The organism is Nocardia sp. NPDC047654 (assembly GCF_043205035.1).
Lineage (GTDB): Bacteria > Actinomycetota > Actinomycetes > Mycobacteriales > Mycobacteriaceae > Nocardia.
Map to the genome: position 1 here is coordinate 51,392 of NZ_JBIDDF010000003.1, position 23,843 is coordinate 75,234.

General features: G+C 69.2%; 21 protein-coding genes. 11 read left to right on the top strand and 10 right to left on the bottom strand.

The annotated features are described in order from the left end of the window. Positions 1–142 precede the first annotated feature (142 nt). Positions 143–1,267, bottom strand: a complete 1,125-nt coding sequence (serC, locus tag ACGF7Y_RS13815) for a phosphoserine transaminase (protein ID WP_357038769.1) — start codon at positions 1,265–1,267, stop codon at positions 143–145. 64 nt (positions 1,268–1,331) lie between these two features. On the opposite strand from serC, the gene ACGF7Y_RS13820 reads away from it, so the two are divergent. Next, positions 1,332–1,970: a hypothetical protein gene (locus ACGF7Y_RS13820; RefSeq protein ID WP_393233281.1), complete on the top strand. Its 639-nt coding sequence runs from the start codon at positions 1,332–1,334 to the stop codon at positions 1,968–1,970. A gap of 25 nt (positions 1,971–1,995) precedes the next feature. On the opposite strand, the gene ACGF7Y_RS13825 is transcribed toward ACGF7Y_RS13820, so the two are convergent. Then, positions 1,996–2,295, bottom strand: a complete 300-nt coding sequence (locus ACGF7Y_RS13825) for a hypothetical protein (RefSeq protein WP_393233284.1) — start codon at positions 2,293–2,295, stop codon at positions 1,996–1,998. A 106-nt stretch (positions 2,296–2,401) separates the two neighbouring features. Beyond that, a complete protein-coding gene (locus ACGF7Y_RS13830; RefSeq protein WP_040870221.1) occupies positions 2,402–3,550 on the bottom strand; it encodes a citrate synthase 2 in 1,149 nt (382 codons plus the stop codon). Between the two features lie 121 nt (positions 3,551–3,671). On the opposite strand from ACGF7Y_RS13830, the gene pdxH reads away from it, so the two are divergent. The 4 genes from pdxH to ACGF7Y_RS13850 all read left to right on the top strand — a co-directional run bounded on the left by pdxH (position 3,672) and on the right by ACGF7Y_RS13850 (position 7,605). Further along, complete coding sequence (gene pdxH / locus ACGF7Y_RS13835) at positions 3,672–4,364, top strand: pyridoxamine 5'-phosphate oxidase (RefSeq protein WP_393233287.1); 693 nt, start codon at positions 3,672–3,674, stop codon at positions 4,362–4,364. 68 nt (positions 4,365–4,432) lie between these two features. After that, positions 4,433–5,713 (top strand): MFS transporter, encoded by a 1,281-nt coding sequence (locus ACGF7Y_RS13840; RefSeq protein WP_393233290.1) that lies wholly within the window; start codon positions 4,433–4,435, stop codon positions 5,711–5,713. 181 nt (positions 5,714–5,894) lie between these two features. Then, complete coding sequence (locus ACGF7Y_RS13845; protein WP_084467116.1) at positions 5,895–7,208, top strand: citrate synthase; 1,314 nt, start codon at positions 5,895–5,897, stop codon at positions 7,206–7,208. Positions 7,209–7,245: 37 nt separating this feature from the next. After that, positions 7,246–7,605, top strand: a complete 360-nt coding sequence (locus ACGF7Y_RS13850; protein WP_062968485.1) for an FKBP-type peptidyl-prolyl cis-trans isomerase — start codon at positions 7,246–7,248, stop codon at positions 7,603–7,605. An 88-nt stretch (positions 7,606–7,693) separates the two neighbouring features. On the opposite strand, the gene ACGF7Y_RS13855 is transcribed toward ACGF7Y_RS13850, so the two are convergent. From ACGF7Y_RS13855 to ACGF7Y_RS13880, 6 genes are all read right to left on the bottom strand, one after another. Then, entirely contained in the window at positions 7,694–8,863 is a 1,170-nt protein-coding gene (locus tag ACGF7Y_RS13855; RefSeq protein WP_393233293.1) for a YhgE/Pip domain-containing protein, read from the bottom strand. A gap of 68 nt (positions 8,864–8,931) precedes the next feature. Further along, positions 8,932–9,342 carry a nuclear transport factor 2 family protein gene (locus ACGF7Y_RS13860; protein ID WP_393233296.1) on the bottom strand — a complete coding sequence of 137 codons (411 nt, stop codon included), beginning with the start codon at positions 9,340–9,342 and terminating at the stop codon, positions 8,932–8,934. A gap of 301 nt (positions 9,343–9,643) precedes the next feature. Further along, positions 9,644–11,014 (bottom strand): sensor histidine kinase, encoded by a 1,371-nt coding sequence (locus ACGF7Y_RS13865; protein ID WP_393233299.1) that lies wholly within the window; start codon positions 11,012–11,014, stop codon positions 9,644–9,646. Continuing rightward, positions 11,011–11,715: a response regulator transcription factor gene (locus tag ACGF7Y_RS13870; protein ID WP_393233300.1), complete on the bottom strand. Its 705-nt coding sequence runs from the start codon at positions 11,713–11,715 to the stop codon at positions 11,011–11,013. Before ACGF7Y_RS13870 ends, ACGF7Y_RS13865 begins: the two co-directional genes overlap by 4 nt. A 138-nt stretch (positions 11,716–11,853) precedes the next feature. Beyond that, on the bottom strand, positions 11,854–12,240 hold the full coding sequence (locus ACGF7Y_RS13875) for a hemophore-related protein (RefSeq protein ID WP_393233302.1): 387 nt from the start codon (positions 12,238–12,240) through the stop codon (positions 11,854–11,856). A 124-nt stretch (positions 12,241–12,364) separates the two neighbouring features. Then, complete coding sequence (locus ACGF7Y_RS13880; protein WP_393233305.1) at positions 12,365–14,428, bottom strand: AMP-binding protein; 2,064 nt, start codon at positions 14,426–14,428, stop codon at positions 12,365–12,367. 320 nt (positions 14,429–14,748) lie between these two features. Here ACGF7Y_RS13880 and ACGF7Y_RS13885 point away from each other — a divergent pair, with 320 nt between their 5' ends. The 6 genes from ACGF7Y_RS13885 to ACGF7Y_RS13910 all read left to right on the top strand — a co-directional run bounded on the left by ACGF7Y_RS13885 (position 14,749) and on the right by ACGF7Y_RS13910 (position 22,703). Next, the gene (locus ACGF7Y_RS13885) at positions 14,749–18,741 is read left to right on the top strand and encodes an ATP-binding protein (protein WP_393233308.1); all 3,993 of its coding nucleotides are present in this window, start codon (positions 14,749–14,751) and stop codon (positions 18,739–18,741) included. Continuing rightward, on the top strand, positions 18,738–19,151 hold the full coding sequence (locus tag ACGF7Y_RS13890) for a roadblock/LC7 domain-containing protein (protein WP_011207200.1): 414 nt from the start codon (positions 18,738–18,740) through the stop codon (positions 19,149–19,151). The genes ACGF7Y_RS13885 and ACGF7Y_RS13890 overlap by 4 nt, the downstream gene beginning before the upstream one ends. Before the next feature lie 7 nt (positions 19,152–19,158). Beyond that, the gene (locus tag ACGF7Y_RS13895) at positions 19,159–19,533 is read left to right on the top strand and encodes a DUF742 domain-containing protein (protein ID WP_014981573.1); all 375 of its coding nucleotides are present in this window, start codon (positions 19,159–19,161) and stop codon (positions 19,531–19,533) included. Beyond that, positions 19,514–20,116 carry an ATP/GTP-binding protein gene (locus tag ACGF7Y_RS13900; RefSeq protein WP_174186021.1) on the top strand — a complete coding sequence of 201 codons (603 nt, stop codon included), beginning with the start codon at positions 19,514–19,516 and terminating at the stop codon, positions 20,114–20,116. Before ACGF7Y_RS13895 ends, ACGF7Y_RS13900 begins: the two co-directional genes overlap by 20 nt. 51 nt (positions 20,117–20,167) lie before the next feature. Continuing rightward, positions 20,168–21,763 (top strand): carboxyl transferase domain-containing protein, encoded by a 1,596-nt coding sequence (locus ACGF7Y_RS13905; protein WP_393233311.1) that lies wholly within the window; start codon positions 20,168–20,170, stop codon positions 21,761–21,763. An 82-nt stretch (positions 21,764–21,845) separates the two neighbouring features. Then, complete coding sequence (locus ACGF7Y_RS13910; protein WP_393233314.1) at positions 21,846–22,703, top strand: aldo/keto reductase; 858 nt, start codon at positions 21,846–21,848, stop codon at positions 22,701–22,703. Positions 22,704–22,724: 21 nt separating this feature from the next. Here ACGF7Y_RS13910 and ACGF7Y_RS13915 read toward each other — a convergent pair whose 3' ends face one another. Next, the gene (locus tag ACGF7Y_RS13915; RefSeq protein WP_393233316.1) at positions 22,725–23,828 is read right to left on the bottom strand and encodes an NAD(P)-binding domain-containing protein; all 1,104 of its coding nucleotides are present in this window, start codon (positions 23,826–23,828) and stop codon (positions 22,725–22,727) included. Between the last annotated feature and the right edge of the window lie 15 nt (positions 23,829–23,843).

A 23,843-nucleotide genomic window follows, 5' to 3' on the forward strand; every position in this document is an offset into this window, starting at 1 on the left:
TCATGGGGCAGGACACGCGGCACGGAAATCTCCGGAGAGACGTCCGCGCCCCGCTAATCTGCTCTGTTTGCTCCGCTGTGCCTAATTCTGCGGCGTGTCGATCCCGGGCGTGTTGCGGCCGTAGGACCCAAATACGCGGCGCTCAGCCGAGATTCTGCACGACCCAGTCGATGGCGCGGGTCAGCTGGCTGACGTCGTCCGGATCGATCGCCGGGAACATGCCGATGCGCAGCTGGTTCCGGCCCAGTTTGCGGTACGGCTCGGTGTCCACGATGCCGTTGGCGCGCAGAATCTTCGCCACCGCGGCCGCGTCGACCGAATCGGCGAAATCGATGGTGCCCACCACCTGCGAGCGGTGCGCCGGGTCCGTGACGTACGGAGTGGCGTACTCGCTCGACTCGGCCCAGGAGTACAGCCGCGACGACGAGTCCAGCGTGCGCTTGACCGCCCAGTCCAGGCCGCCGTTGCCGTTGAGCCATTCGATCTGATCGGCGAACAGCAGCAGGGTGCCCAGCGCGGGGGTGTTGTAGGTCTGGTCCTTGGTGCTGTTGTCGATCGCGATCGGCAGCGACAGGAAATCGGGCGTCCAGCGGCCCGACGCCTTGATCTCCTCCACCCTGGCCAGCGCGGCCGGGCTCATCAACGCGACCCACAGGCCACCGTCGGAGGCGAAGCACTTCTGCGGGGCGAAGTAGTAGACATCGGCGTCGGTGATGGTCACCGGGAGGCCGCCCGCGCCGGAGGTGGCGTCGATGGCGATGAGCGCGTGGTCCGAGCCCGCCGGACGCCGGACCGGGATGGAGACACCGGTCGAGGTCTCGTTGTGCGCCCAGCCGATCAGGTCCGCCGACGGGTCCGACACCGGCTCCGGCGCACTGCCGGGCTCGGACGAGACCACGATCGGATCGCCGATGAACGGGTTGCCCTTGGTCACCGCGGCGAACTTCGAGCTGAACTCACCGTTGGTCAGATGCAGGGAACGCTCCCGGACCAGACCGAACGCCGCGGCGTCCCAGAACGCGGTGGTGCCGCCGTTGCCGAGCACGACCTCGTAGCCGTCCGGCAGGCCGAACAGCTCGCGCAAGCCCGAGCGCACGCGCGCCACCACGTCCTTGACCGGTTTCTGCCGATGCGAGGTTCCGAACACCGAGGCGCCGACGTTCACCAGCGACTGCAGCTGCTCCGGACGCACCTTGGAGGGGCCGCAACCGAACCGTCCGTCGGCGGGCTTGAGATCGTCGGGAATGGTCGGAAACGCAGAGGTCATGGCGAACAGGGTAGTCGGTGGTATCGCTGTGGCGACGCCCACACTCCGGCTAACGTAAGCGCCCATGAGCATGGCGTCAGCTAACTCGGGGTGGCGACTGCGCGAGCGGGCACGGAATTTCCGGCTGCGCGGTGCGACGGTCTCGGACGCGATGCGGCGGGAGTTGCTGATCCGGGGGGAGTCGGGGACCGCGACGATCCTCGGCGTGCGTCCGCGGCGCACCGAACCAGGGCACGTGTTCTGGGTGCGGGTGCAGCTGGCGGGGGAGTTCCCCTACGAGAGCAGGGTGCGGCAACGGATGGCCGACGCTGATCTGGAATGGATGCGGGCGGGCGACGTCGTGTGCTGCCGGGTCGACCCCCGCGACCGTGATCGCCTCGTGCTGTACGTGCCCGACCCGGAGGAATCCGGCCGGGCGAGCATCGCGAAGATCCTCGCCGACGGCCGCCGCGCCGACGCCACCGTGCTCGCCGCCGCGCCGGTCGCGGCCGACTACTCCGGTCGCGACGACCCGGTGCTGCGTCTGGACCTCGAACTGCGCGCCTGGGACGAGGCCAAACCGTGGCGGGTGCGGCTGGTCCAGCCGGTACCGTTGCACGCCATCCGTCTCGTCGACCTCGGCCAGCATCTGGAGGTCGCCTTCTTCGAGGTCGACCACGGCGAGACGGTCGCCGTCGACTGGACCGCGTCGCTCGAGGAGTGAACGGCGGGCGAATTCGGCCGACCGGCTACAGACGCACGAAGATGAAACCCACCGCGCGGATCTTCGGCAGCGCCGCGACCATGCCCGCCGCGGTTCCCGAATGCGGCCGGTGCATATGGGCCGGTGCAATAGCGCCCGGGGCGGCGGCATTCATCGCCGATTGCACTTCGGTGGCCGACGCGGTCGCCCCGAAATCGGCGTTGATACCGAAACCGACTGGGGTTTGGCCCAATTCGTTGAAGATGGATAACCGCGACATCGTTGTAATGCGCGGTGCCCGCGCGGCGCCGAGCATCCCCCGCGTCGATATTCCTTTGTCCTGCATTTCTCTGGTCCGCTAGCTCCCCGGATGCACGTGAGCCGGACGTGACAGCGGCCCAACGGCTTCCGCGGTCACGCCCGGCTCGCGGCCGTGCGTTCGTGGTCTTCGGCTACGTGTGCGCGATCGTCGCCCAGCCCGCGACCTCTTCGGGCTTGCGGGGGCCGGGGCCGGTGTAGATGGCAGCCGGGCGCACCAGCTTGCCCAGCTGCTTCTGCTCCAGGATGTGCGCGCACCAGCCCGCGGTGCGGCCGCAGGTGAACATGGCGGGCATCATGTGCGCGGGCACCTCGGCGAAGTCGAGGATCACCGCGGCCCAGAACTCCACGTTGGTCTCGATGGCGCGGTCCGGACGACGCTCGCGCAGCTCCGCCAGGGCGGCCTGCTCGAGCGCGGCGGCGACCTCGTAGCGCGGCGCGGCCAGCCGCTTCGCGGTGGCGCGCAGGACGCGGGCGCGCGGGTCCTCGGCCCGGTAGACCCGGTGACCGAAGCCCATCAGCTTCTCCTTGCGGTCCAGGATGCCCTTGACCAGGGCTCGCGCGTCGCCGGTCCGCTCCACCTCCTCGATCATCGGCAGCACGCGCGCGGGCGCGCCGCCGTGCAGCGGACCGGACATGGCGCCGATCGCGCCGGACAGCGCGGCCGCGACGTCGGCGCCGGTCGAGGCGATCACCCGGGAGGTGAAGGTGGAGGCGTTCATGCCGTGCTCGGCGGCGGAGACCCAGTAGGCGTCGATGGCCTCGGTGTGGCGCGGGTCGGGGTCACCCTTCCAGCGGGTCATGAAGCGCTCGGTGACCGTGGTGCACTCATCGATCTTCTTCTGCGGGACCGCGGGCTGGTAGATGCCGCGCGCGGACTGCGCGACGTAGGACAGCGCCATGACCGAGGCCCGGGCGAGGTTCTCGCGGGCGGTCTCGTCGTCGATGTCGAGCAGGGGCTGGTAGCCCCAGATCGGCGCGAGCATGGCCAGCCCGGCCTGCACGTCGACGCGCACGTCGCCGGTGTGCACCGGGAGCGGGAAGGGTTCGGCGGGCGGCAGGCCGCGCCCGAACGATCCGTCGACCAGCAGCGCCCACACGTCACCGAAGGTCACCCGGCCTTCGACCAGGTCCTCGATGTCGACGCCGCGGTAGCGCAGCGCGCCGCCGTCCTTGTCGGGTTCGGCGATGTCGGTGGTGAACGCCACCACGCCCTCGAGGCCGCTGACGAAATCACTGGGGACGGTGGCCTGCCCACCGGAAACCGCGGGGCTGGTAGTCATGTCGCGACTCTCCTTGCACTTGGTTCACACGTTCTCGCCGATGGGAAGATGTCGGATTTGACGAGTACATGCCGATCATCAAAACCTTAGCTCGCTGCTACCGGGGAGTAACGTCTGGCCCATGCGTGACCTGGACACTTCATCGGATCTGGCGGCCATGCGGGTCGACTACGGCGGCCTTCCGCACGGCGGCAACGACGACGTCGACCTGGACGAGACCTGGCTCGCCGGTGGCTGGGAGCCGCTGCTGCGGCATTGGATCGAACAGGCCACCGCGGTGGGCATCGCCGAACCCAACGCCATGGTGCTGGCCACGGTGTCGGTGGCCGACGGCACACCCCGGCCGGTCGCGCGGACCGTGCTGTGTAAAGGGCTCTCGCCGGAGGGTGTGATCTTCTACACCAATTACGACTCCGCCAAGGGCGCTCAGCTGACCGCCGTGCCGTACGCCGCGGTCACCTTCGTCTGGCCCGCGCTGGGCAGGCAGGTGCACCTGCGCGGCGCGGTCGAGCGGGTCCCCGCCGACACGACGGCGGCGTACTGGCGTTCCAGGCCGCGGGACTCGCAACTGGGCGCCTGGGCGTCGCGCCAGTCCCAGCCGATCGGCTCGCGGGCCGAACTGGATCGCACGCTGGCCGAGGCGACCGCGCGGTTCGCCGATGTCGACGAGATCCCCGTACCGCCGCACTGGGGCGGCTTCCTGGTGCGTCCCGACGAGGTCGAGTTCTGGCAAGGACGGCGCGGCAGGCTGCACAACCGCATCCGGGTGCGGATCGAGGAAGGGACGACCACGGTCGAGCGCTTGCAACCCTGACGTATTCCCAGCGCGCCCGTGACAATTCTCGCGTCGAACCGGTCGCGGCGACTGCATACGCTGCGGCGGTGAAACTGCTCGCCGACATCACTCCGCTGCGAAATCCGGACTACCGACGCCTGTGGAGTTCGGGCATCGTCACCATGATCGGCGCGCAGCTGTCGGTGGTCGCGGTGCCGCAGCAGATCTTCCAGATCACCGGCAGTTCCGGCTACGTCGGACTGGCCGGGCTGTTCGGCTTGGTGCCGCTGATCGTGTTCGGCCTGTGGGGCGGCGCCCTCGCCGACGTCCTGGACCGGCGCAGACTCCTGCTGATCACGAATTCGGGCACCGGGCTGACGGCGCTGGCCTTCTGGCTGCAAGCGGCGGCCGGGGTGCAGAACGTGTGGCTCGTGCTCGGCCTGTTCGCCCTGCAACAGGCGTTCTTCGCGGTGAACCAGCCCACCCGCAGCGCCACCATTCCCCGTCTGCTGCCGGAAGGCCAACTGGCCGCCGCGAACTCGCTGAACATGACGGTGATGCAGTTCGGCGCCATCGCCGGGCCGGTGCTGGCCGGTGCGCTCATCCCAGCGGTCGGCCTCGCCACGCTCTACCTGATCGACGCCGTCGCGCTGCTGGCCACCCTGTGGGCGGTGTGGCGGCTGCCCGCGCTGCCGCCCACCGGAACGGCGCGCCGCGCCGGATTCCGCACGGTGCTCGACGGTTTCGGCTACCTCGCCACGCAGCGGGTGCTGCTCGCGTCGTTCGCGGTGGACGTGATCGCCATGGTGTTCGGCATGCCGCGTGCGCTGTTCCCGCAGATCGCGCACGAGACCTTCGGCGACCCGGCGACCGGGGGTGTCGCGCTCGGCCTGCTGTTCGCCTCGATGTCGGCGGGTGCGGTGCTCGGCGGGGTGTTCTCCGGCTGGATCCCGCGTATCCGCAGGCAGGGCCTCGCCGTGCTGGTGTGCATCGCGCTGTGGGGGCTGGCCATGGTCGGCTTCGGCCTCGCCGTCGGATACACCGGCCACGGCCTCGCCCTCGGCGCGGGCTTGTGGATCGCGCTGGCCTGCTCGGCCTTCGGTGGCGCGGTGGACATGGTCTCGGCCGCGCTGCGGGTCACGATGCTGCAGACGGTGGCCACCGACGATCTGCGCGGGCGGCTGCAAGGGGTGTTCACCGTGGTCGTCGCGGGTGGGCCGCGCGTCGGTGATGTTGCCCACGGTTTCGCGGCGGCGAGCCTGGGTACCGCTGTGGCCGCCGCCGGTGGAGGCGCGCTCGTGGTGGTGGGAGTGGTGCTCGCGGCGGTCGCGTTTCCGGCTTTCACGCGTTACCGTGTCGGGCGCGCTCATGCCGAAATCGCCGTGTGACGTGCACCGCGACCGCTCCGCTCCGTGCCTGCGGGACCTCACCGCGCCGGGATGTGTTTGTGAGCCGCCGCAGGACTACCCTCCGGTATTGTCCGCGTCGGTGAACGGCTAGCGTTGAGGCAAGCGCATCGTGCGCCGACCGCGCCGGTGCCTGTGGTTCTAGCCTGAGAGGGATCCTTCCGTGCCCGCTGAGAACATCATCAACGTCGACGACGACGCCAAGCCGGTCCTTTCCTATCCCGGCGGCGAGTTCCCGATGACGGTCACCAGGGCCGCCGAGGGCAACGACGGGATCGAGCTGGGAAAGCTGCTGGCCAGCACCGGGTACGTGACATACGACCCGGGTTTCATGAACACCGCCCCGACCAAGTCGGCGATCACCTACATCGACGGTGAGGCGGGCATCCTGCGCTACCGCGGCTACCCGATCGACCAGCTCGCGGGGGCCTCGACCTTCATCGAGGTCAGTTACCTGCTGATCTACGGCGAGCTGCCGACCCAGGCCCAGCTCGAGGACTTCACCGACCGCATCCGCAGGCACACCCTGCTGCACGAGGACCTGAAGCGGTTCTTCGACGGCTTCCCGCGCAACGCGCACCCGATGCCGGTGCTGTCCTCGGCGGTGAACGCGCTGTCGGCCTACTACCAGGACTCGCTGGACCCGCGCGACCCCGAACAGGTCGAACTGTCCACCATCCGGCTGCTGGCCAAGCTGCCCACCATCGCGGCCTACTCCTACAAGAAGTCCGTGGGCCAGCCCTTCCTCTACCCGGACAACTCGCTGAGCCTGGTGGAGAACTTCCTGCGGATGACCTTCGGCTTCCCGGCCGAGCCCTACGAGGTGGACCCCGAGGTCGCCGCGGCGCTGGACATGCTGCTCATCCTGCACGCCGACCACGAGCAGAACTGCTCCACCTCGACCGTGCGCCTGGTCGGCTCGTCCGACGCCAACCTGTTCACCTCGGTATCCGGCGGCATCAACGCGCTGTGGGGCCCGCTGCACGGCGGCGCGAACCAGGCCGTGCTGGAGATGCTCGACAGCATCAAGGCAAGCGGCAGCGACGTCAAGGAGTTCATCCGCAAGGTCAAGAACAAGGAAGACGGGGTGAAGCTCATGGGCTTCGGGCACCGCGTCTACCGCAACTACGACCCGCGCGCCTCGATCGCCAAGAAGCACGCCGACGCCATCCTGAGCAAGCTCGGCGGCCACGACGAGCTGTTCGACATCGCCCAGGCCCTGGAAGAGGCCGCGCTCACCGACGACTACTTCATCGAGCGCCGCCTGTACCCGAACGTCGACTTCTACACCGGCGTCATCTACAAGGCGATGGGCTTCCCGACCCGGATGTTCACCGTGCTGTTCGCCATGGGCCGGCTTCCCGGCTGGATCGCGCACTGGCGTGAGATGCACAGCGAACCGCTGAAGATCGGCCGTCCGCGGCAGATCTACACCGGCTACGGCGCCCGCGACTACCGCGAGATCACCAATCGTTGACGAAATCCATCCATCACCTATCGAAGGGGATAGCCGAATGACCAAACCGGAGATCGAGTTCCAGGCAGGGCCCGCGCCCACCGAGCTGGTGATCAAGGACATCATCGAGGGCGAAGGCAAGGAAGCCGTGCCCGGTGGCACCGTGGAAGTGCACTACGTGGGCGTCGAATTCGAATCCGGCGAAGAGTTCGACTCCTCCTGGAACCGCGGTGAGTCCATCACCTTCCCGCTGCGCGGCCTGATCCAGGGCTGGCAGGACGGCATCCCCGGGATGAAGGTCGGCGGTCGTCGTCAGCTGACCATCCCGCCGGAGCTGGCCTACGGCCCGGCGGGAGCCGGTCACCGCTTGTCCGGCAAGACCTTGGTCTTCGTGATCGACTTGCTGAACGCCAACTGATTCGGCGGCGCGGCCCAGTGCCCGCCCGCGAACCGTGAGATGTGTGGCCCGTGTTCCGCTCAGGAACACGGGCCATCGTCGTATCCGCCTATCGCCGGACGATCTCGACGGGGTCGGTGAGGGCGGAGGCCAGTGCGGATTGCTGGCTGCTGCTGCGCTGGGGCAGGGCGGCTACGGCCTTGTCGGTCTGGGTGTTGAGGTTGTGGACGATGCTCTGCAACTGGTTCACCCCGCCGGTGAGCCGGCTGATGGCGTCGACAAGCTGGGCGCCGCCCTGTTCGGCGAGCTGGGGTAGGCCCTCGGCGAGCTTCGCGCCCTCCGACAGTTGCGCGCTCGCACCGGTCAGGCGGTCGACGACGGTGCGAAGCAGAGTACCGAGATCGGTATCCGGGTCGACCGCGCCGCCGACGAGCGAACCGAGGCCCGTCAGCTGGGAGCCCGCCTGCGCGGACACGCTCCGCAGCGCGTCCAATTTCCCGATGATGTCGGCCAGCGCCGGATCGTTCGCGAACGGCAGGGCGCGCAACAGCGGCAGGATCTGGTCCAGTCCGCCGCTCACCGTGTTCGCCGTGCGTTCCACCTGTGCGATGGTGATGCCGGTCGAATCGAGGGCGGCGGCGAGCCGGCCGGCTTGCGCGGCGGCGCCGTCGACGGTGGAATTCAGCAGCGTGATGGCCGAAGTGAGCTGCGCCGAACCCGATTTGGCGGACTCGAGGAAGCCGAGCAGCTGGTCGGCGCCGGCACTGAACTGGTCGGCCCCCGCGGCTGCCGCCCCGACACCCGCGTCGAGCAGCTGGGCGGTGAACCGCACCTGTGACAGCTGGGCCCTGGCCTGAGTGACGGCGGTGAGGGCGGCGTCGACGCCCACCGCCCCGATCCGATGCGTCACCTCGGTCACCGCGCCGTGCACCAGGTCGGCGTCGGCGTCTTCGTCGGTGTCCACGGTGACCTCGGCCCGCTTCGGCTCGGGCCCGGCCAGGGTGCCCAGCGATTCGGTGAGATCGGCGGGCAGCGTGATGACCGCGGCGTACTCGCCGGTGCTCGCCTCGCCCGGCGCGGCGGCGGTCCATTCGTAACCACCCGCGTCCTGCAGCGCCTTCACCACGCGCGCCCCCGTGGGCCCGGTATCGGTGTTGACCAGAGCGATTCCCGTCGGCTTCCGATCATTTCCGGTACAGGCGGTGATTCCGGCGCCGAGGGCACCGGCCGAGAGGAGCGCGACGGCGAGAATGCCCCAGCGGGCCCGTTTTTCGATCACGTCGCAGACCCTAAACGCGAGTTATGGCGCGCCCCTGGGCGTTTCTCTGAGGGTTGAGTAAGGGTCGATCAGTCCTTGCGCGTCCAGGCGAGCATGATCCGTGTCTCGCGCAGCCGCCAGCCCGAGGGCGTGCGTACCACGGTGCAGGCCATGCGCAGTCCACTGGTCTGATGCGGCGGTTGGCCGTCGCGGTAGAGGTACATGAACGAGTTCGCGGAGGCCGCGGCCCGGTCGCCGTCGACGTCCACCAGCAGGTCGGTGGTCGTGTGCTGGGTGAGTTCCCCTTCGACCTCGGACTGCCGCATGAATTCCACGACCTTGTCGATGCCGCGGACTTGGATTCGCGGCGAATGGACCTCCACATCGTCGGCGAAGACAGTGCCGGCATCCTCCCACCGCTTCTCGTCGAGCAGGCGGGCGAAGCGAGTGAACAGGTCGGCGATCTCGATGCGGTCGCCGAGCAGGGTATCGGTGGACATGACGGCCTTTCGTTGGAAGATCCAATGTTGGATGTGCCAACAATATCTCAAATGGTTGGCTACGCCAATGATCTTTTCGCGATAGCCGCACCGACGGTCCGACACTCGGCTGGTGCCGTGGTGTGGGAGGAATTCGCAGGTCCGGTCTTGGTGTCGCGTTTACTCGTCACACACCCACAGCGCCCAGCTCCCGGTTTCGAGCGAAGCGAGACCGAGCATGCGCCGTTCGCGGCCCGCGAGCCATGAAGGGGCCGCGAACATCCAGCGCCGCGGGCGCTGGAAAAAACAACACAGCCGCGAATCAGACAGAGCCGGGCAGATCCAGGACCAAGCGGATTCCGCCGAGCGTGCCTTCATCGAAATACGCTCGACCACCGTGCAATTGGGCCTGCTGAGCCACCAATGCCAAGCCCAGGCCTGAGCCGCCCTTGCTCGCCTGGCTGCCGCGGAAGAAGCGGTCGAAGACGGCTTCGCGCTCCTCCGGCGGGATGCCGCGGCCGTTGTCGTCGATCGAGATCACGATGTGACCGCCCCGCCCGCGGTGCGCGGAGACCAGGGCCTCGGTGGCTCCGCCGTGTTTGACCGAGTTGGCCAGGGCGTTGTCCACCGCCAGCCGCAGTCCGGCGGGCAGGCCGCGGGTGACGAGTTCGGCGTCGGAATCGATGCGCACGGTGAGGCCGGGGAAATGCCGCATGGCGTCGTGTGCGGCCTGGTCGCACAGGTCGCCGACGTCGGTGGCCACGTGGTCACGCTCGTTGGTCAGGTCGCCGGTGGCCAGCCGCTCCAGCGCCGCGAGGGTGGTCTCCACGCGGCCCTGGCTGCGTTGCAGGTCGTCGAGGATCTCGGCCCGCTGCGCCTCGTCCAGGTCGAGGGTGCGCAGCACCTCGAGGTCGGTGCGCATCGCGGTGAGCGGGGTGCGCAGCTCGTGGGCGGACACGGCGGCGAAATCGCGGGCGGTCTCCAATGCCGCGGCGGTCTGGGCATGCGCCTGATCCACTCGCTGCAACATGGTGTTCACCGCGTCGGCCAGTTGCTCGGCCTCGTGCACGCCCGCGCCCTCCACCCGCGCCTGTGGATCGCGGGGATCGGGATACGCGCTGCGCGCGCCCACCTGCCGGGTGAGCCGCACGATCGGACGCACCGCCGCGCCCGCGAGCAACCAGCCCAGTCCCGCGGCGGCGGCGATGGCCAGCAGAGCGCCGCCGAGCACCCACCGTTGCTGCTCGGCGGTGGCCTCGGCGGCGCCCGCGGCGGGGATGCCGAGAGAGACCACCCGGCCCGCGGGTTGATTCTCGGTGGTGGTCAGGATCCGGTACGGGGTGCCGCTCACCGCGACGGTGCGGGAGCCGGTCGGCTGCGAGGGCAGTTCGGTGGGTGTGCTCGCGACGACATCGCCGTTGTCCCGGACGGTCACGGCCATGTCGTTGTTCAGCCCGGTCAGGCTGATGAACCGGACCGCGAGCTGCGGCTCGATCAGCACGATCCGCGCCGCGACCGCGAGCTGCTGGTCGGACTGCTGCACGTTGTTGCGCTCGATGGCACGAATGCTGATCAGGCTGATGAGGGTCACGATGATGATCGCGCCCGCGGCCGCCGCGCCCGCGACGCGGGTGCGCAGCGAAAACGATCGGCGCCGACGGGTTTCCGGCGGTGCGGCGGCGGGCACGGTCATTTCGGTGCTCGGAGCACGAATCCGACGCCGCGGATCGTGTGCAGCAGCCTGGGGGTGCCGTCCACCTCGAGTTTGCGGCGCAGGTAGCCGACGAAGACGTCCACCACGTTCGTGTCGGCGGCGAAGTCGTACCCCCACACCAGTTCCAGCAGACGCTCCCGGCTCAGCACCACGCCTACGTTCCTGGCCAGCGTCGACAACAACTCGAATTCCCGCTTGGTGAGCTCGATCTCGCGGCCGTGCAGCAGCGCGCGATACCCCGCGACGTCCACCTCGAGCGGGCCGACGGTGACCGCGCCCGGTGTGGTGGGGGCGGGTACGTCGGACCGTCTGCGCAGCAGCGCCCGGATTCGTACCACCAACTCCCTCAGCACAAACGGTTTGACCAGGTAGTCGTCGGCGCCGGACTCCAGTCCGGAGATGCGGTCGTCCACCGACGCACGGGCGCTCAGCACGCAGATCGGCACCTCGTTGCCCATCGCGCGCAAGGCGGTGACCACCCCGGCGCCGTCGAGCACGGGCATGTTCATGTCCAGCACGATGGCATCGGGCGCGTTCTCGTTCACGCTGCGCAGCGCTTGCGCGCCGTCCCTGGCCACCAGGACTTGGAAGCCGGACAACCGCAGCCCGCGCTCGACCGAGGCGAGCACGTCCTCGTCGTCGTCGACGACGAGGACCGTCGGATTCGGAGTCGAGGTCACGTCATCCATTCTGCTCCCCGCCTCCGGTGAAACCTCGCGTTGTGCGAGTCGGGCACGCGGGATACGGGTTCACGTCCCGCGCGACGACCCGCCGGGGTGCCGGAGCAAACCCGGCGAGTCGTCCATGTCCGCGCGGGATCAGTAGTTGTGGCAGGTCTCGGCCACGACCCGGATCGTGTCGCGCAACTGCGCGGTCCGCGGGTCGTTCTCCGCCTGGCGCACCGCGTCCGGGTTCTCGTCGATGGCCCGCCGCAACTCGGCCCGGCGCTGCTCGACCGGCTGGTCGAACCTGCGCTGCAACTCGGCCTTCTGGCGCGGGTTCGCGTCGAGCACCGCGGCCAGCTGCGGCGCCTTGTCGTGCAGCGCCGCGTCGACCTGGGCGAACGAGCAGTCCGAGGTCAGCAGCGGCTCGGCGTATTCCATCGGGCCCGCGCCTGCGATGGCGGGGCTCAGGAACAACGTGACCGTGGCGAATCCACCTGCGGCGAGAGCGGCGACGGCGGAGCGGCCTACGGAACGTTTCATGATGTGTTGCCTCCAGATCATCGATTCGGTTTCGGGGCGGTCTCGAGGCTATTTCGAACTGTTGGCGCCGATCTGAACATCCTCTGAGGAAACTCTGAGGACGTTGCACCGGCGATATGGAAACCTAGGACGGCACAACCGGATCCACGTCGGGCGCCACCACGTCATCGGTGTTCTCGCTGTTGTCCTGCGCCGGGTCCCGCCACTCGGGACGCGCCGCGCGGATCTGCTGCTCCAGCGCCGCGAGCACGCCCGGGTCCTCGATGGTGGAGGGCACTTCGAACGTCTCACCGGAGGTGATCTGCCGGATGGTCTTACGCAGGATCTTGCCCGACCTGGTCTTGGGCAGCGCCGTCACGACGACGGCGTCGTGCAGTGTGGCGATGGCGCCGACCTGGGTGCGCACCCGCTCGATCAGCTCGTCGCGCAGGCGGTCCGGCTCGATGTCGACACCGGACTTGAGCACCACGTAGGCCAGCGGCCGGTGACCCTTGAGTTCGTCGGGCAGCCCGATCACGGCGCATTCGGCGACCGCCTCGTGCCCCGCGATGGCCGCCTCGATGCTGCCCGCCGAGAGCCGGTGCCCGGCCATGTTGATCACGTCGTCGCTGCGGCCGAGGACGTACAGGTAGCCGTCCTCGTCGAAGTAGCCGGAGTCGCCGGTGAGGTAGTGACCGGGATAGGCGGAGAGATAGGAGCGCTCGTAGCGGGCGTCGTCGCGCCAGAGTCCGGTCAGCGTGCCGGGCGGCAGTGGCAGGCCGATGACGATGTTGCCCTCGGTGTTCGGCGCCACCGCGTTGCCGGAGGAGTCGAGCACACGTAGTCGGTAGCCGGGTATCGGTACCGAGGCCGAGCCCGGTTTGATCGGCAGGCGTTGCAGGCCGAGCGGGTTCGCGCAGATCGGCCAGCCGGTCTCGGTCTGCCACCAGTGATCCACGACGGGGCAGTCCGAGCGACCCGCGAGCAGGGTGTCCTCGGCCCAGGTGTAGGTGGCCGGATCCAGGCGTTCGCCCGCGCAGAACAGGGCGCGCAGTGAGGACAGGTCGTGGCGGTGGGCCAGCTCCGCCCCAGGGTCCGCCTTGCGGATAGCGCGCAGCGCCGTCGGGGCGGTGAACAACACCTCGACCTTGTGCTTGTCGACCACTTCCCAGTACGCGCCCGCGTCCGGCGTTCCGACCGGCTTGCCTTCGTACAGCAGCGTGGTGGCTCCCACCAGCAGCGGCGCGTAGACGATGTAGGAGTGACCGACCACCCAGCCCACGTCGGAGGCGGCCCACATCACCTGGCCCGCGTGGATGTCGTAGATGTTGCGCATCGACCAGGCGAGGGCGACCGCGTGCCCGCCGTTGTCCCGGACCACGCCCTTCGGCTTACCGGTGGTGCCGGAGGTGTAGAGGATGTAGAGCGGATCGGTGGCGGCGACCGATACCGGATCGGCCGCGGGCGCGTCGCGTACCGCGTCGTCCCAGTCCAGCCACTGCGCGGCCACGGTCTGCGCCGAACTCGGCAGGTACTCGGTGGCGGGCTGCGGCGCGGGAAAAGGGATCGTGTCGAATTGCGGCCGCTGCTTGACGATCACCGTGCGCGGCGCGGTCGTCTCGGCGAGATCCAGCGCCCGCAACACGATGGGCGGGTATTCGATCTTCTTGCCCGGTTCCAGCCCGCCGGAGGCGGTGATGATCAGCACCGGCTCCGCGTCGTCGATGCGGGCGGCCAGTTCCGGGGCGGCGAAGCCGCCGAACACCACCGAGTGGACCGCGCCGATGCGAGCGCAGGCCAGCATCGCGATCACCGCCTCGGGGATCATCGGCAGGTAGATCACCACCCGATCGCCCGCCGAGACGCCCAGCCGGGCCATCGCACCGGCGAACCGCGCCACCTCGTCGAGCAGCTCGGCGTAGGTGTAGACGACGGTGGCGCCGATCATGGCCGAGTCGTAGATCAGGGCGGGCTGATCGGCGAGATCGGGGGCGCCGGGCTCGGTGGGGTGCACGTGCCGGTCGAGCGCGTTGAAGGAGGTGTTGAGGCGAGCCCCGGAAAACCACCTGGCCACCGGCCGGGCGCCGGTATCGACGATCTGCGTCGGAGGCACGTCCCAGTCGATCGCTTCGGCCGCGCCGGCCCAGAACTCGGCGGGATCCACCAAGCTGGTCTGATAGGCCGGTCGATACTCGTGCCGCACGTTCAACCCCGTGACTCCCTAGCCTCGCCTCGATGCCCGCCTCGATAGATCTGGTTGATTGTGGCAGACTTCACGCGACGCCCGGGTGGGTGCCGCTACCTTTGGTTTTGCCTGGAACTGGCAGGTCAATGATCGCGACATCACGCCCAGTCACCCAAGAAGTTATTGATCCGTTAGAATCTGATGTCACTTATTTGGGCCGTCGTAGACGCAATTTCTCGGCCAGCCGCAGCTCTCGGCCAGCTCCACCTGTCGAGCCAAGCACGCGAATGTGGAGGTTCGGTTGATGGCGCGTGGTAGAGGCCAGTTTGGAAAGTGAGTGGGAGATGCGTGACGCCGCTAGGTCCGGCAGCAGCCGCTGGGCTCTGGGCAACTGGGACCTGCGCTGGAAGGTGACGGCGGTGCTCGCCGTGCCTCTGGCGGTCGCGGTCGGGCTCGGCGTGTCCAGGATCTCATCGGAGTTCGCGGAATCGAACCGGCTCGCCGACATCTCGGAGAATGTCGCCGCGATCCCCTCGGTCACCGCGCTCAGCGCCCAGACCGCCACCACCGCGGGCTCGCAGATGATCTCGCTGGGCTCCAACCAGTCCGTGGTGACCGACCAGAACCTCGCGGATCTCGACAAGGCCATCGCCAACGCCGAGAAGGCGGTCGCCAAGCTCGACGGCGTGCCCGGCGCGCGCCCGGCCATCGACAGCATGCTCACCCAGGCCAAGGGCGTGCGTGCCCAGGGCAAATCGGTCTCCACCGGCCCTCCGTCGGACACTCTCGCCCTGATCGACCGCGTCCGTAACGACAGCGTCCGGATCGTCGAGACCACGGTCGGCCAGGTCAGCGACACCGCCGTCGACGCGGCCAAGCTGCGGCTGGTCGACTCGCTCAACACCCGCGCCACCCTGGTCAGCGAGCTCGCCGCCTTCCCCGAGGTGCTGCGCTCCCAGCAGTCCGGCGTCCAGAACTTCCTCATCGCCTCCAACACCGAGCGCGCGCTGCTCAACGTGCTCGCGCATCGCTTCTCCGACGGCGACACCTCGATCGCCGACCTGCGCGCGGGCATCGACACCAGGATCGCGCTGTTGACCAGCCCGCAGGCGCAGGCGGGCCAGCTTCCCGTCGGCGACCTGAAGAAGTCGCTGACCGACAGCCTCGCGGTCTACGAGCATGTCGTCGGCAAGGCGACCAAGGACATCGACAACGCGATGAACTCGCTGGTGACCACCGCCCAGCGCGACGCGTGGACCTACACCGCCGTCGTCATCGCGACCATCCTCGCCGCCCTCCTGCTCGCGGTCTTCGTGGCCCGCTCGATGATCGTCCCGCTGCACCGGCTGCGGTTGGCCGCGCTGCGCGTGGCCGAGAGCGACCTGCCGCACGAGGTCGCCCAGCTCCGCCACGGCGCATCGCCGGAAGAGGTGCCGCTGGAGCCGATGCCGGTGCGCAGCACCGAGGAGATCGGCCAGCTGGCCCGCGCGGTCGACGACATCCACGGCCAGGCGCTGCGCCTGGCGAGTGACCAGGCGAAGATGCGTTCGCAGGTCAACGACATGTTCGAGACCCTGGCGCGGCGCTCGAAGTCGCTCGTCGACCATCAGCTCACCCTCATCGAGGCGATGGAGTACGACGAGAAGGACCCGCGCCTGCTGGAAAACCTCTTCCGGCTCGACCACCTCGCCGCCCGCATGCGCCGCAACGGCGACAACCTGCTGATTCTGGCCGGTACCAGGCAGCGCCGCGCCAAGTCCGCCCCGGTCGAGATCGCCGACGTGCTGCGCGCCGCGATCTCCGAGGTCGAGGACTACGAGCGCGTGAAGCTCGGCGCCACGCCGCGTGGTTCGCTGAAGGAACCCGCCGCCTCCGACCTCGCGCACCTTTTCGCCGAGCTGCTGGACAACGCGCTGCGCGCCTCGCCGCCGGAGACCGACGTCAAGTTCACCTTCGCGCAGGCGCACGATCAGGGCCTGCTCATCGAGGTGGCCGACCGCGGCATCGGTATGCCGCCCGCCGAGATGGCCGACATCAACCACCGCTTGGAGCAGACCGCCGAGCCGGGGCCGGACACGGCCCGCCACATGGGTCTGTTCGTGGTCGGCAGGCTCGCCGAGCGGCACGGTCTCACCGTGCGGCTGCGCCCGACCTTCGACACCGCGCGTGATCCCGGCGTCACGGTGACCGTGCACGTGCCGGTCGGACTGATCGTCGCGGGCAAGCCGAGCGCGGCGCAGGCCGTCACCCCGCAGCCGCAGCCCGTCACCCCGCAGCCCTCGCCGCAGGCCGCCGCGCCGCAGCGTCCGTCGTCCATGCAGATGCGGGCCGTCACCCGGACTCCTGGGGGCAATGTCATGGTCACTGTCGATCCCGGGGTGAGCGGCCCGATTCCGGTCGCCGGCGCCAAGCCCACCGGCACGCCCAGCGGTCCGATCCCCGCCGGCCCCGGCGGACTGCCGCAGCGGCAGCCGGGTTCGGCGATGTCGTCGAGCGGTATGCGTTCGGAGGCGCAGCAGTCGGCGACCAGCCTGCGGCCCGCGCCCGGACAGCAGGCGCCGAGCGGTCCGCAGCGTGGCAAGCTGGCCGCGGCCAACCTGCCCAAGCGCAACCTCACCCCTGGCGGTCCGCCGCCGCGCCAGCCCGGTGGTCCCGCAGAGCAGTCCGGTTCGGGCCTGCCGCCGCGTGACCCGCATTCGGGCGAACTGCCCCTGCGTCAGCCGGGTGCCAATGGTGTGCCGCAGCCGAGCACCGGTCTGCCGCAGCGGCAGCCGGGCACGAACGGCGTGCCGCAGCGGGACGCGTCCAGCGGCCTGCCGCAGCGCGAAGCCGCTTCCGGCGGTCTGCCGCAGCGCGACCCGGCGAGCGGTCTGCCCCCGCGCGAGACCGGTCTGGGTGGTCTGCCGCCGCGGGAAAGCGGTTTGGGTGGTCTGCCGCAGCGTGAGTCCGCCGGTGGCCTTCCGCAGCGTGAGCCGGGTTCTACCGGTCTGCCGCAGCGCGAGCCGGGTCCGACCGGCCTACCGCAGCGGCAACCGGGTTCGAACGGTGTGCCGCAGCGTGACCCGGCCTCCGGTGGCTTGCCGCAGCGTGAGTCGGCTTTGGGTGGTTTGCCGCAGCGTGAGCCGGGTTCGACCGGCCTGCCGTCGCGTGAGCCTGGTTCGACCGGTTTGCCGTCGCGTGAGTCGGCTTTGGGTGGTCTGCCGCAGCGTGAGTCGGCTTTGGGTGGTTTACCGCAGCGTGAGCCGGGTTCCACCGGTCTGCCGCAGCGTGACTCGGCCTCCGGTGGCTTGCCGCAGCGTGAGTCGGCTTTGGGCGGCTTGCCGCAGCGTGAGCCGGGATCGACCGGCCTGCCGTCGCGTGAGCCGGGTTCCACCGGTTTGCCGTCGCGTGAGTCGGCCTTGGGCGGTCTGCCGCAGCGTGAGCCCGGCTCGACCGGCCTGCCGCCGCGGCATCCGGCGCCCAACCTCCCGCAGCGCGACGCCGCGCCCGGTGGGCTGCCGCAGCGCGAACCCACCGGCGGTCTTCCGCAGCGGGATTCCGGTGCCCATCGCCTTCCGCAACGCGATTCCGTCAACGACTTGCCGCAGCGCGAGCCGGGCTCCGGCGCGCTGCCCGCTGTCAACGGTCTGCCGCAACGGGATTCGGTTTCGAACGGTCTGCCGCAGCGTGACGCGACGGGTGGTCTGCCGCAGCGTGAGGCGGGTGCGGTGAACGGTCTGCCGCAGCGTCCGCCCGCACCGTCGAGTCCGCCGCAGCGCGAGAGCGGGCTGACCGGTCTGCCGCAGCGGCAGCCGGGCGCTCAAGCGCCGCAGCGCCAGCCGGTGCCGCCGGGTATCGCGCTGCCGCAACGTGGCCAGCACGCCGCGAGCGAAGAGCAGCCCGCCACCGCGCCGGGGCGCGATCCAGGCAAGCACAGCTTCCGGTCCAACCCGGCCAAGACGGCCTCGTTCTTCCAGACCAGGTTGCAGCCCGCGGACGAGTCGGGGGCGTCGATGGGCGGAACGCCGATCTTCGCCGAGATGATGTCGGCGTGGCTGTCGGATCCCAACGCGGATCGGTCCCAGGTGGCCGCCTCCTTCGAATCGCCGGGTGACGAAGGTTGGCAAGCGGCTCGGCGCGCCAGTGAGGCGCAGCCCGAGACGAAAACGGCTGCCGGCTTGCCGCAACGCAATCCGGGCGGAAGGCTTGTCCCCGGCGGCGTAAGCGGTGCGGCGGATCGGGCGCCGCGCCGTGACCCAGAAACGATCAGGTCCAGCTTGAGTCGTCACCAGCAGGGCGTCCGGGATGGCCGCGCAATGAGAGCAATGAACCTAACCGGAGATAAAGGAGACCGATGAACCCCGATCTAGGTGGTACGAATCGTCAGCTGGATTGGCTGGTTTCGAACTTTGCCAACGAGGTTCCTGGCGTAGCCCATGCCGTCCTGGTCTCGGCGGACGGCCTACTCATGGCCGCGAGTGCCCAGCTGCCCGTCGACCGCGCCGAACAGCTCTCGGCCGTCACGGCCGGTCTGGCCAGCCTGTCAGTCGGCGTCTCGAATCTGTTCGAGGGCGGCACCGTGCTCCAGTCCGTCGTGGAGATGGAGCACGGCTACCTGCTACTCATGGCTGTCGGCGACGGTTCCTATCTCGCGGTGCTGACCAACACTTCGTGTGACATCGGTCAGGTCGGTTACGAGATGGCTCTGTTGGTCGAGCGTGTTGGCCAGACTGTTCAGGCCACGCCACGCGTCACGATGGGTTCCTGATGGTGGGATGGACATAGAAGATCACCGCGTGGGGAGCGCCGAGCCGAGCCTCGTACGCCCGTACTCGCTGACCGCAGGCCGTACCAGGCCCGCGGTCGAGTTGGCGTTGGAGGCTCTCGTCGCATCGCATCCGGTCGCCCTCGAGCGGCAGTTCGAACTGACCAACATCGAGACGTCAATCGTGGAGTTGTGCAGAGAATCGCCGTCCGTTGCCGAGGTAGCAGCCCGATTGGGCATCCCCATCGGGGTGGCCCGTGTGCTCGTGGCCGATTTGATCGAGGCCGGGCACGTACGCGTATCGGCGACTTTGAAAGACGATTCCAGCGACGATGAGCGTCGCGAGCTGATCGAAAGGGTTCTCAGTGGACTCCGGCGTATTTGATTCGACGGCGCAGGTCGACACCCGTACCAGCAAGCCGACATCGGCGAAGATCGTGGTCGCCGGTGGCTTCGGCGTCGGGAAGACCACGTTGGTCGGTGCTGTGTCGGAGATCGTTCCGCTGCGCACCGAGGCGTTGGTGACCAATGCCAGCGCCGGGATCGACAACCTGACCGGCATTCCGATGAAGTCGACCACCACGGTGGCGATGGACTTCGGCCGGATCAGTCTCGCCGACGATCTGGTGTTGTACCTGTTCGGCACGCCTGGCCAGTATCGGTTCTGGTTCATGTGGGACGACCTGATCCGTGGCGCCATCGGCGCCGTCGTGCTGGTCGACACCCGCAGGTTGGAGGACAGCTTCGCGGCCGTCGACTACTTCGAAGCGCGCGGCCTGCCCTTCCTGGTGGCGCTCAACGAATTCGACGACGCGCCGCGGTACCCGATCGAGGACATCCGGCAGGCGCTCGCCGTGCCCGCCGATGTGCCGATCCTGTCCATCGACGCGCGTCGCCGTGAGCCGGCCAAGCAGGCGTTGGTCGCGCTCACCGAGTACGCGCTGCGCAAGGTGATGCAGGGCTACTGAGTGCTCGACCGGCTCGCCGGAGCACCGGGTAGAGCCGGATAGGCTCGCCCGGTGCGTACCTCGGCGCGAGAATTACTCGAGCAGCTGCTCGACACGGACTCGTTCGTCAGCTGGGACCGGCCGCCGGTGACGGTGGCCGCTTCCCCGCAGTACCGCGATGCCTTGCGAAAGGCGGCGGTCGCGGCGGGTACCGACGAATCGGTGCTCACCGGCGAAGGGCTGCTGCGCGGTCGCCGCGTGGCCGTGATCGCCTGCGAGTTCGGGTTCCTGGCCGGCTCGATCGGCGTGGCCGCGGCGGAGCGGATCGTCTCGGCGGTCGAGCGCGCCACCGAACTGGGACTGCCGCTGGTCGCGTCGCCGACCTCCGGTGGGACCAGGATGCAGGAGGGCACCGTCGCCTTCGTGCAGATGGTGAAGATCGCCGGTGCGGTGGCGGCCCACAAGTCGGCGGGTCACCCCTACGTGGTCTACCTCCGCAACCCGACGATGGGCGGCGTTTTCGCTTCCTGGGGCTCGTTGGGTCACATCACGTTCGCCGAGCCCGGAGCGCTCATCGGGTTTCTCGGTCCTCGGGTCTATCAAGCGTTGTACGGCAGGCCTTTTCCGGAAGGCGTGCAGACCGCGGAGAACTTGTATCGCCGCGGCGTCATCGACGGCGTCCTGACCATCCCGGTCTTCCGCCGCATCGCCCATCGCGCACTGAGCGTGTTCAGCGGCATCGAGCTGCCCGATTCCGCTGCGGCGCAGGTGAATTTCGAGCGTATCGCGCCGCAATCACAGGGCTCGGTCGCGCCGGACCATGCTCAGGGTTCCGAAAGTGTTGAAGCAGAACGACTTCGGCTGGACGAAGGGCGAAGCCGTGCTTCGGACGATCGGGTGTGGCAGTCGGTCCTGATCTCCCGCCGCCCAGAGCGTCCGGGCATCCGGGAGCTCTTACGTCATGTGACGCAACGAGTTCCGCTCAGTGGCACCGGTCAGGGCGAGGCCGATCGCACCGCCCTGCTCGCCCTCGGTCGTTTCCGGGGCAGGCCGTGCGTGGTGTTCGGGCACGACCGGCGCGGTCAGCAGGGCGAGAACACCATGGGCCCGGCGGCGCTGCGTGAGGCGCGGCGCAGTATGGCGCTTGCTCGGGAGTTGCGGCTGCCGCTGGTGCTGGTCATCGACACGGTGGGCGCGGCGCTGTCGAAGGAGGCGGAGGAGCGCGGACTGGCACCCGAGATCGCCCGCTGCATCGCCGATCTGGTGACGCTGGACACCCCGACCGTCTCGGTGCTGCTCGGCCAGGGCACCGGCGGCGGCGCGCTGGCGCTGCTGCCCGCCGACCGGGTGCTCGCCGCCACGCACGCGTGGCTCGCCCCGCTGCCGCCGGAAGGAGCGAGCGCCATCGTCTTCCGCGACACCGACCATGCTGCGGAGTTGGCCGCGACACAACGGATCGGTGCCGCCGACCTGCTGGACGACGGCGTGGTGGACCGGATCGTGCCGGAGTTCCCCGACGCGGCGGACGAACCGGTGGACTTCGCCCGGCGGATGGTCGCGGCGATCGCGCACGAACTGGCGACCTTGTGCGCACGGCAGGAACCGGAGTTGCTCGCGGCGCGGCAAGCGCGGTACCGGCGGCTCGGTGTGCCCGGTATGACGGGCTGACCGCCGGTTTACCAGCAAATTGCAGGCCAACACACCAGAGCGCGTGATTGACGGTTCGCCGCCACACTTCTACCGTCGGAATGTGACCTTCAAAAGCGAGACCAGCACCGTTCCCTCGATCGTGCTGAACGACGGGAACGTGATCCCGCAGCTCGGCTTCGGCGTATTCCAGGTACCCGCCGAGGACGTCTTCTCGGTCGTCACCACCGCGCTCGAGGTTGGCTACCGCAGCATCGACACCGCCGCGATCTACGGAAACGAGGAGGGTACCGGCCGGGCGATCCGGGAATACGGCCTGCCCCGCGACGAGATCTACGTCACCACCAAGCTGTGGAACTCCGACCAGGGCTACGACTCGACGCTGCGCGCGTTCGACGCCAGCATGCAGCGGCTCGGCCTCGACTACCTCGACCTCTACCTCATCCACTGGCCGGTGGCCGTGGCCGACCGCTTCGTGGACACCTTCCGCGCCTTCCAGGCGCTGAAGTCGCAGGGCCGAGTGCGGTCGATCGGCGTTTCGAACTTCACGGTCGCGCACATCCAGCGGCTCATCGCCGAGACCGGGGAGATCCCGGTGGTGAACCAGATCGAGCTGCACCCCAGCTTGGCGCAGCGCGAACTGCGTGAGTTCCACGCCGCCAACGCGATCGCGACCGAGGCGTGGAGTCCGCTCGGACAGGGCACACTGCTCGACGACGCCACCATCGCCCAGGTGGCCGCGGAGGTCGGTCGCACGCCTGCGCAGGTGATCATCCGCTGGCATCTGCAACTGGGCAACGTCGTCATCCCGAAGTCGGTGACGCCGTCGCGGATCGCGGAGAACTTCGACGTGTTCGGCTTCGAGCTGACCGCGGCGCAGATGGACGCGATCAACGGCCTGGACAGCGGTTCGCGCATCGGCGGGGACCCGGATACGCTCACGCTCGGACTGATCGACTGACGACTCGGGCCGCGCGCACCGTCAGCGCAGTCCGAGATGCCGGGTGAGCTCCAGCGCCGCCGTGCGCCCCGCGCGATTGGCGCCCACGGTGCTGGCCGACGGCCCGTAGCCGATCAGATGGATGCGCGGATCGGCGGCTACCCGGGTGGCCAGCCGTCCCGACATGGTGATGCCGCCGCCGGGCCCGCGCAGTCGCAGCGGCGCGAGGTGGTCGAGGGCGCTGCGGAAGCCGGTGGCCCACAGGATCACCTCCGCCTGCTGAAAGGTTCCGTCGGCCCACCGCACGCCGCCGGGCTCGATGCGCTCGAACATCGGCAGTCGGGTGAGCGCGCCGCGAGCTCGTGCCGCTCGTAACCGGTCGTCGAGCGGCAGACCGGTGACCGAGACCACCGATCCCGGCGGCAGCCCGCGCCGGACCCGGTCCTCGACCAGCGCGACCGCGGCTCGCCCCGCCTCTTCGGTGAACGGCCCCTCGCGGAAGCGCGGCGGTGTTCTCGTGACCCAGGTCGTCGTGGTGACCTGGGAGATCTCGTCGAGCAGCTGAACGGCCGATATGCCGCCGCCGACCACCACGACGTGCTTGCCCGCGAATTCCACGGCACTGTGGTAGTCGTGGGTGTGCAGCTGGCGACCGGTGAACGTCTGCGCTCCGGGATAGTGCGGAACGAACGGATTCTCCCAGGTGCCGGTGCAGTTGATCAGGCCGCGAACCCGGATGAGGCCGGCCGCGTCGGTCTCCGCGCCGAGCACCGCGCCGCGTTCGGCCGGGTCGCCTTCCTCGGTGCGATCACAGACCACGGTGACCGATACCCGGCGGTGAACGCGCAGGTCGAACCGCTTCTCGTACAGCTCGTAGTAGTGCGGGACAGCGGATGCCGCGGGCGCGGACGACGAACCCGGCGGCAAGGTCTCGGCGAACGACATGCCGGGCAGGTCGTGCACCCGGTTGACCGTGTCCAAGGTGAGGGAGGGCCAGCGGAACTGCCACGCGCCGCCGGGCCCGGGGGAGCGATCGACGAGCAGGAAGTGCCGTTCGGGCCGCAGCCCGAGGCGCTGGAGGTGGTAACCGGCCGACAGTCCCGCCTGACCAGCGCCGATCACCAATATGTCGAAGTCGGTCGGCACAGCCGGTGATCGTAT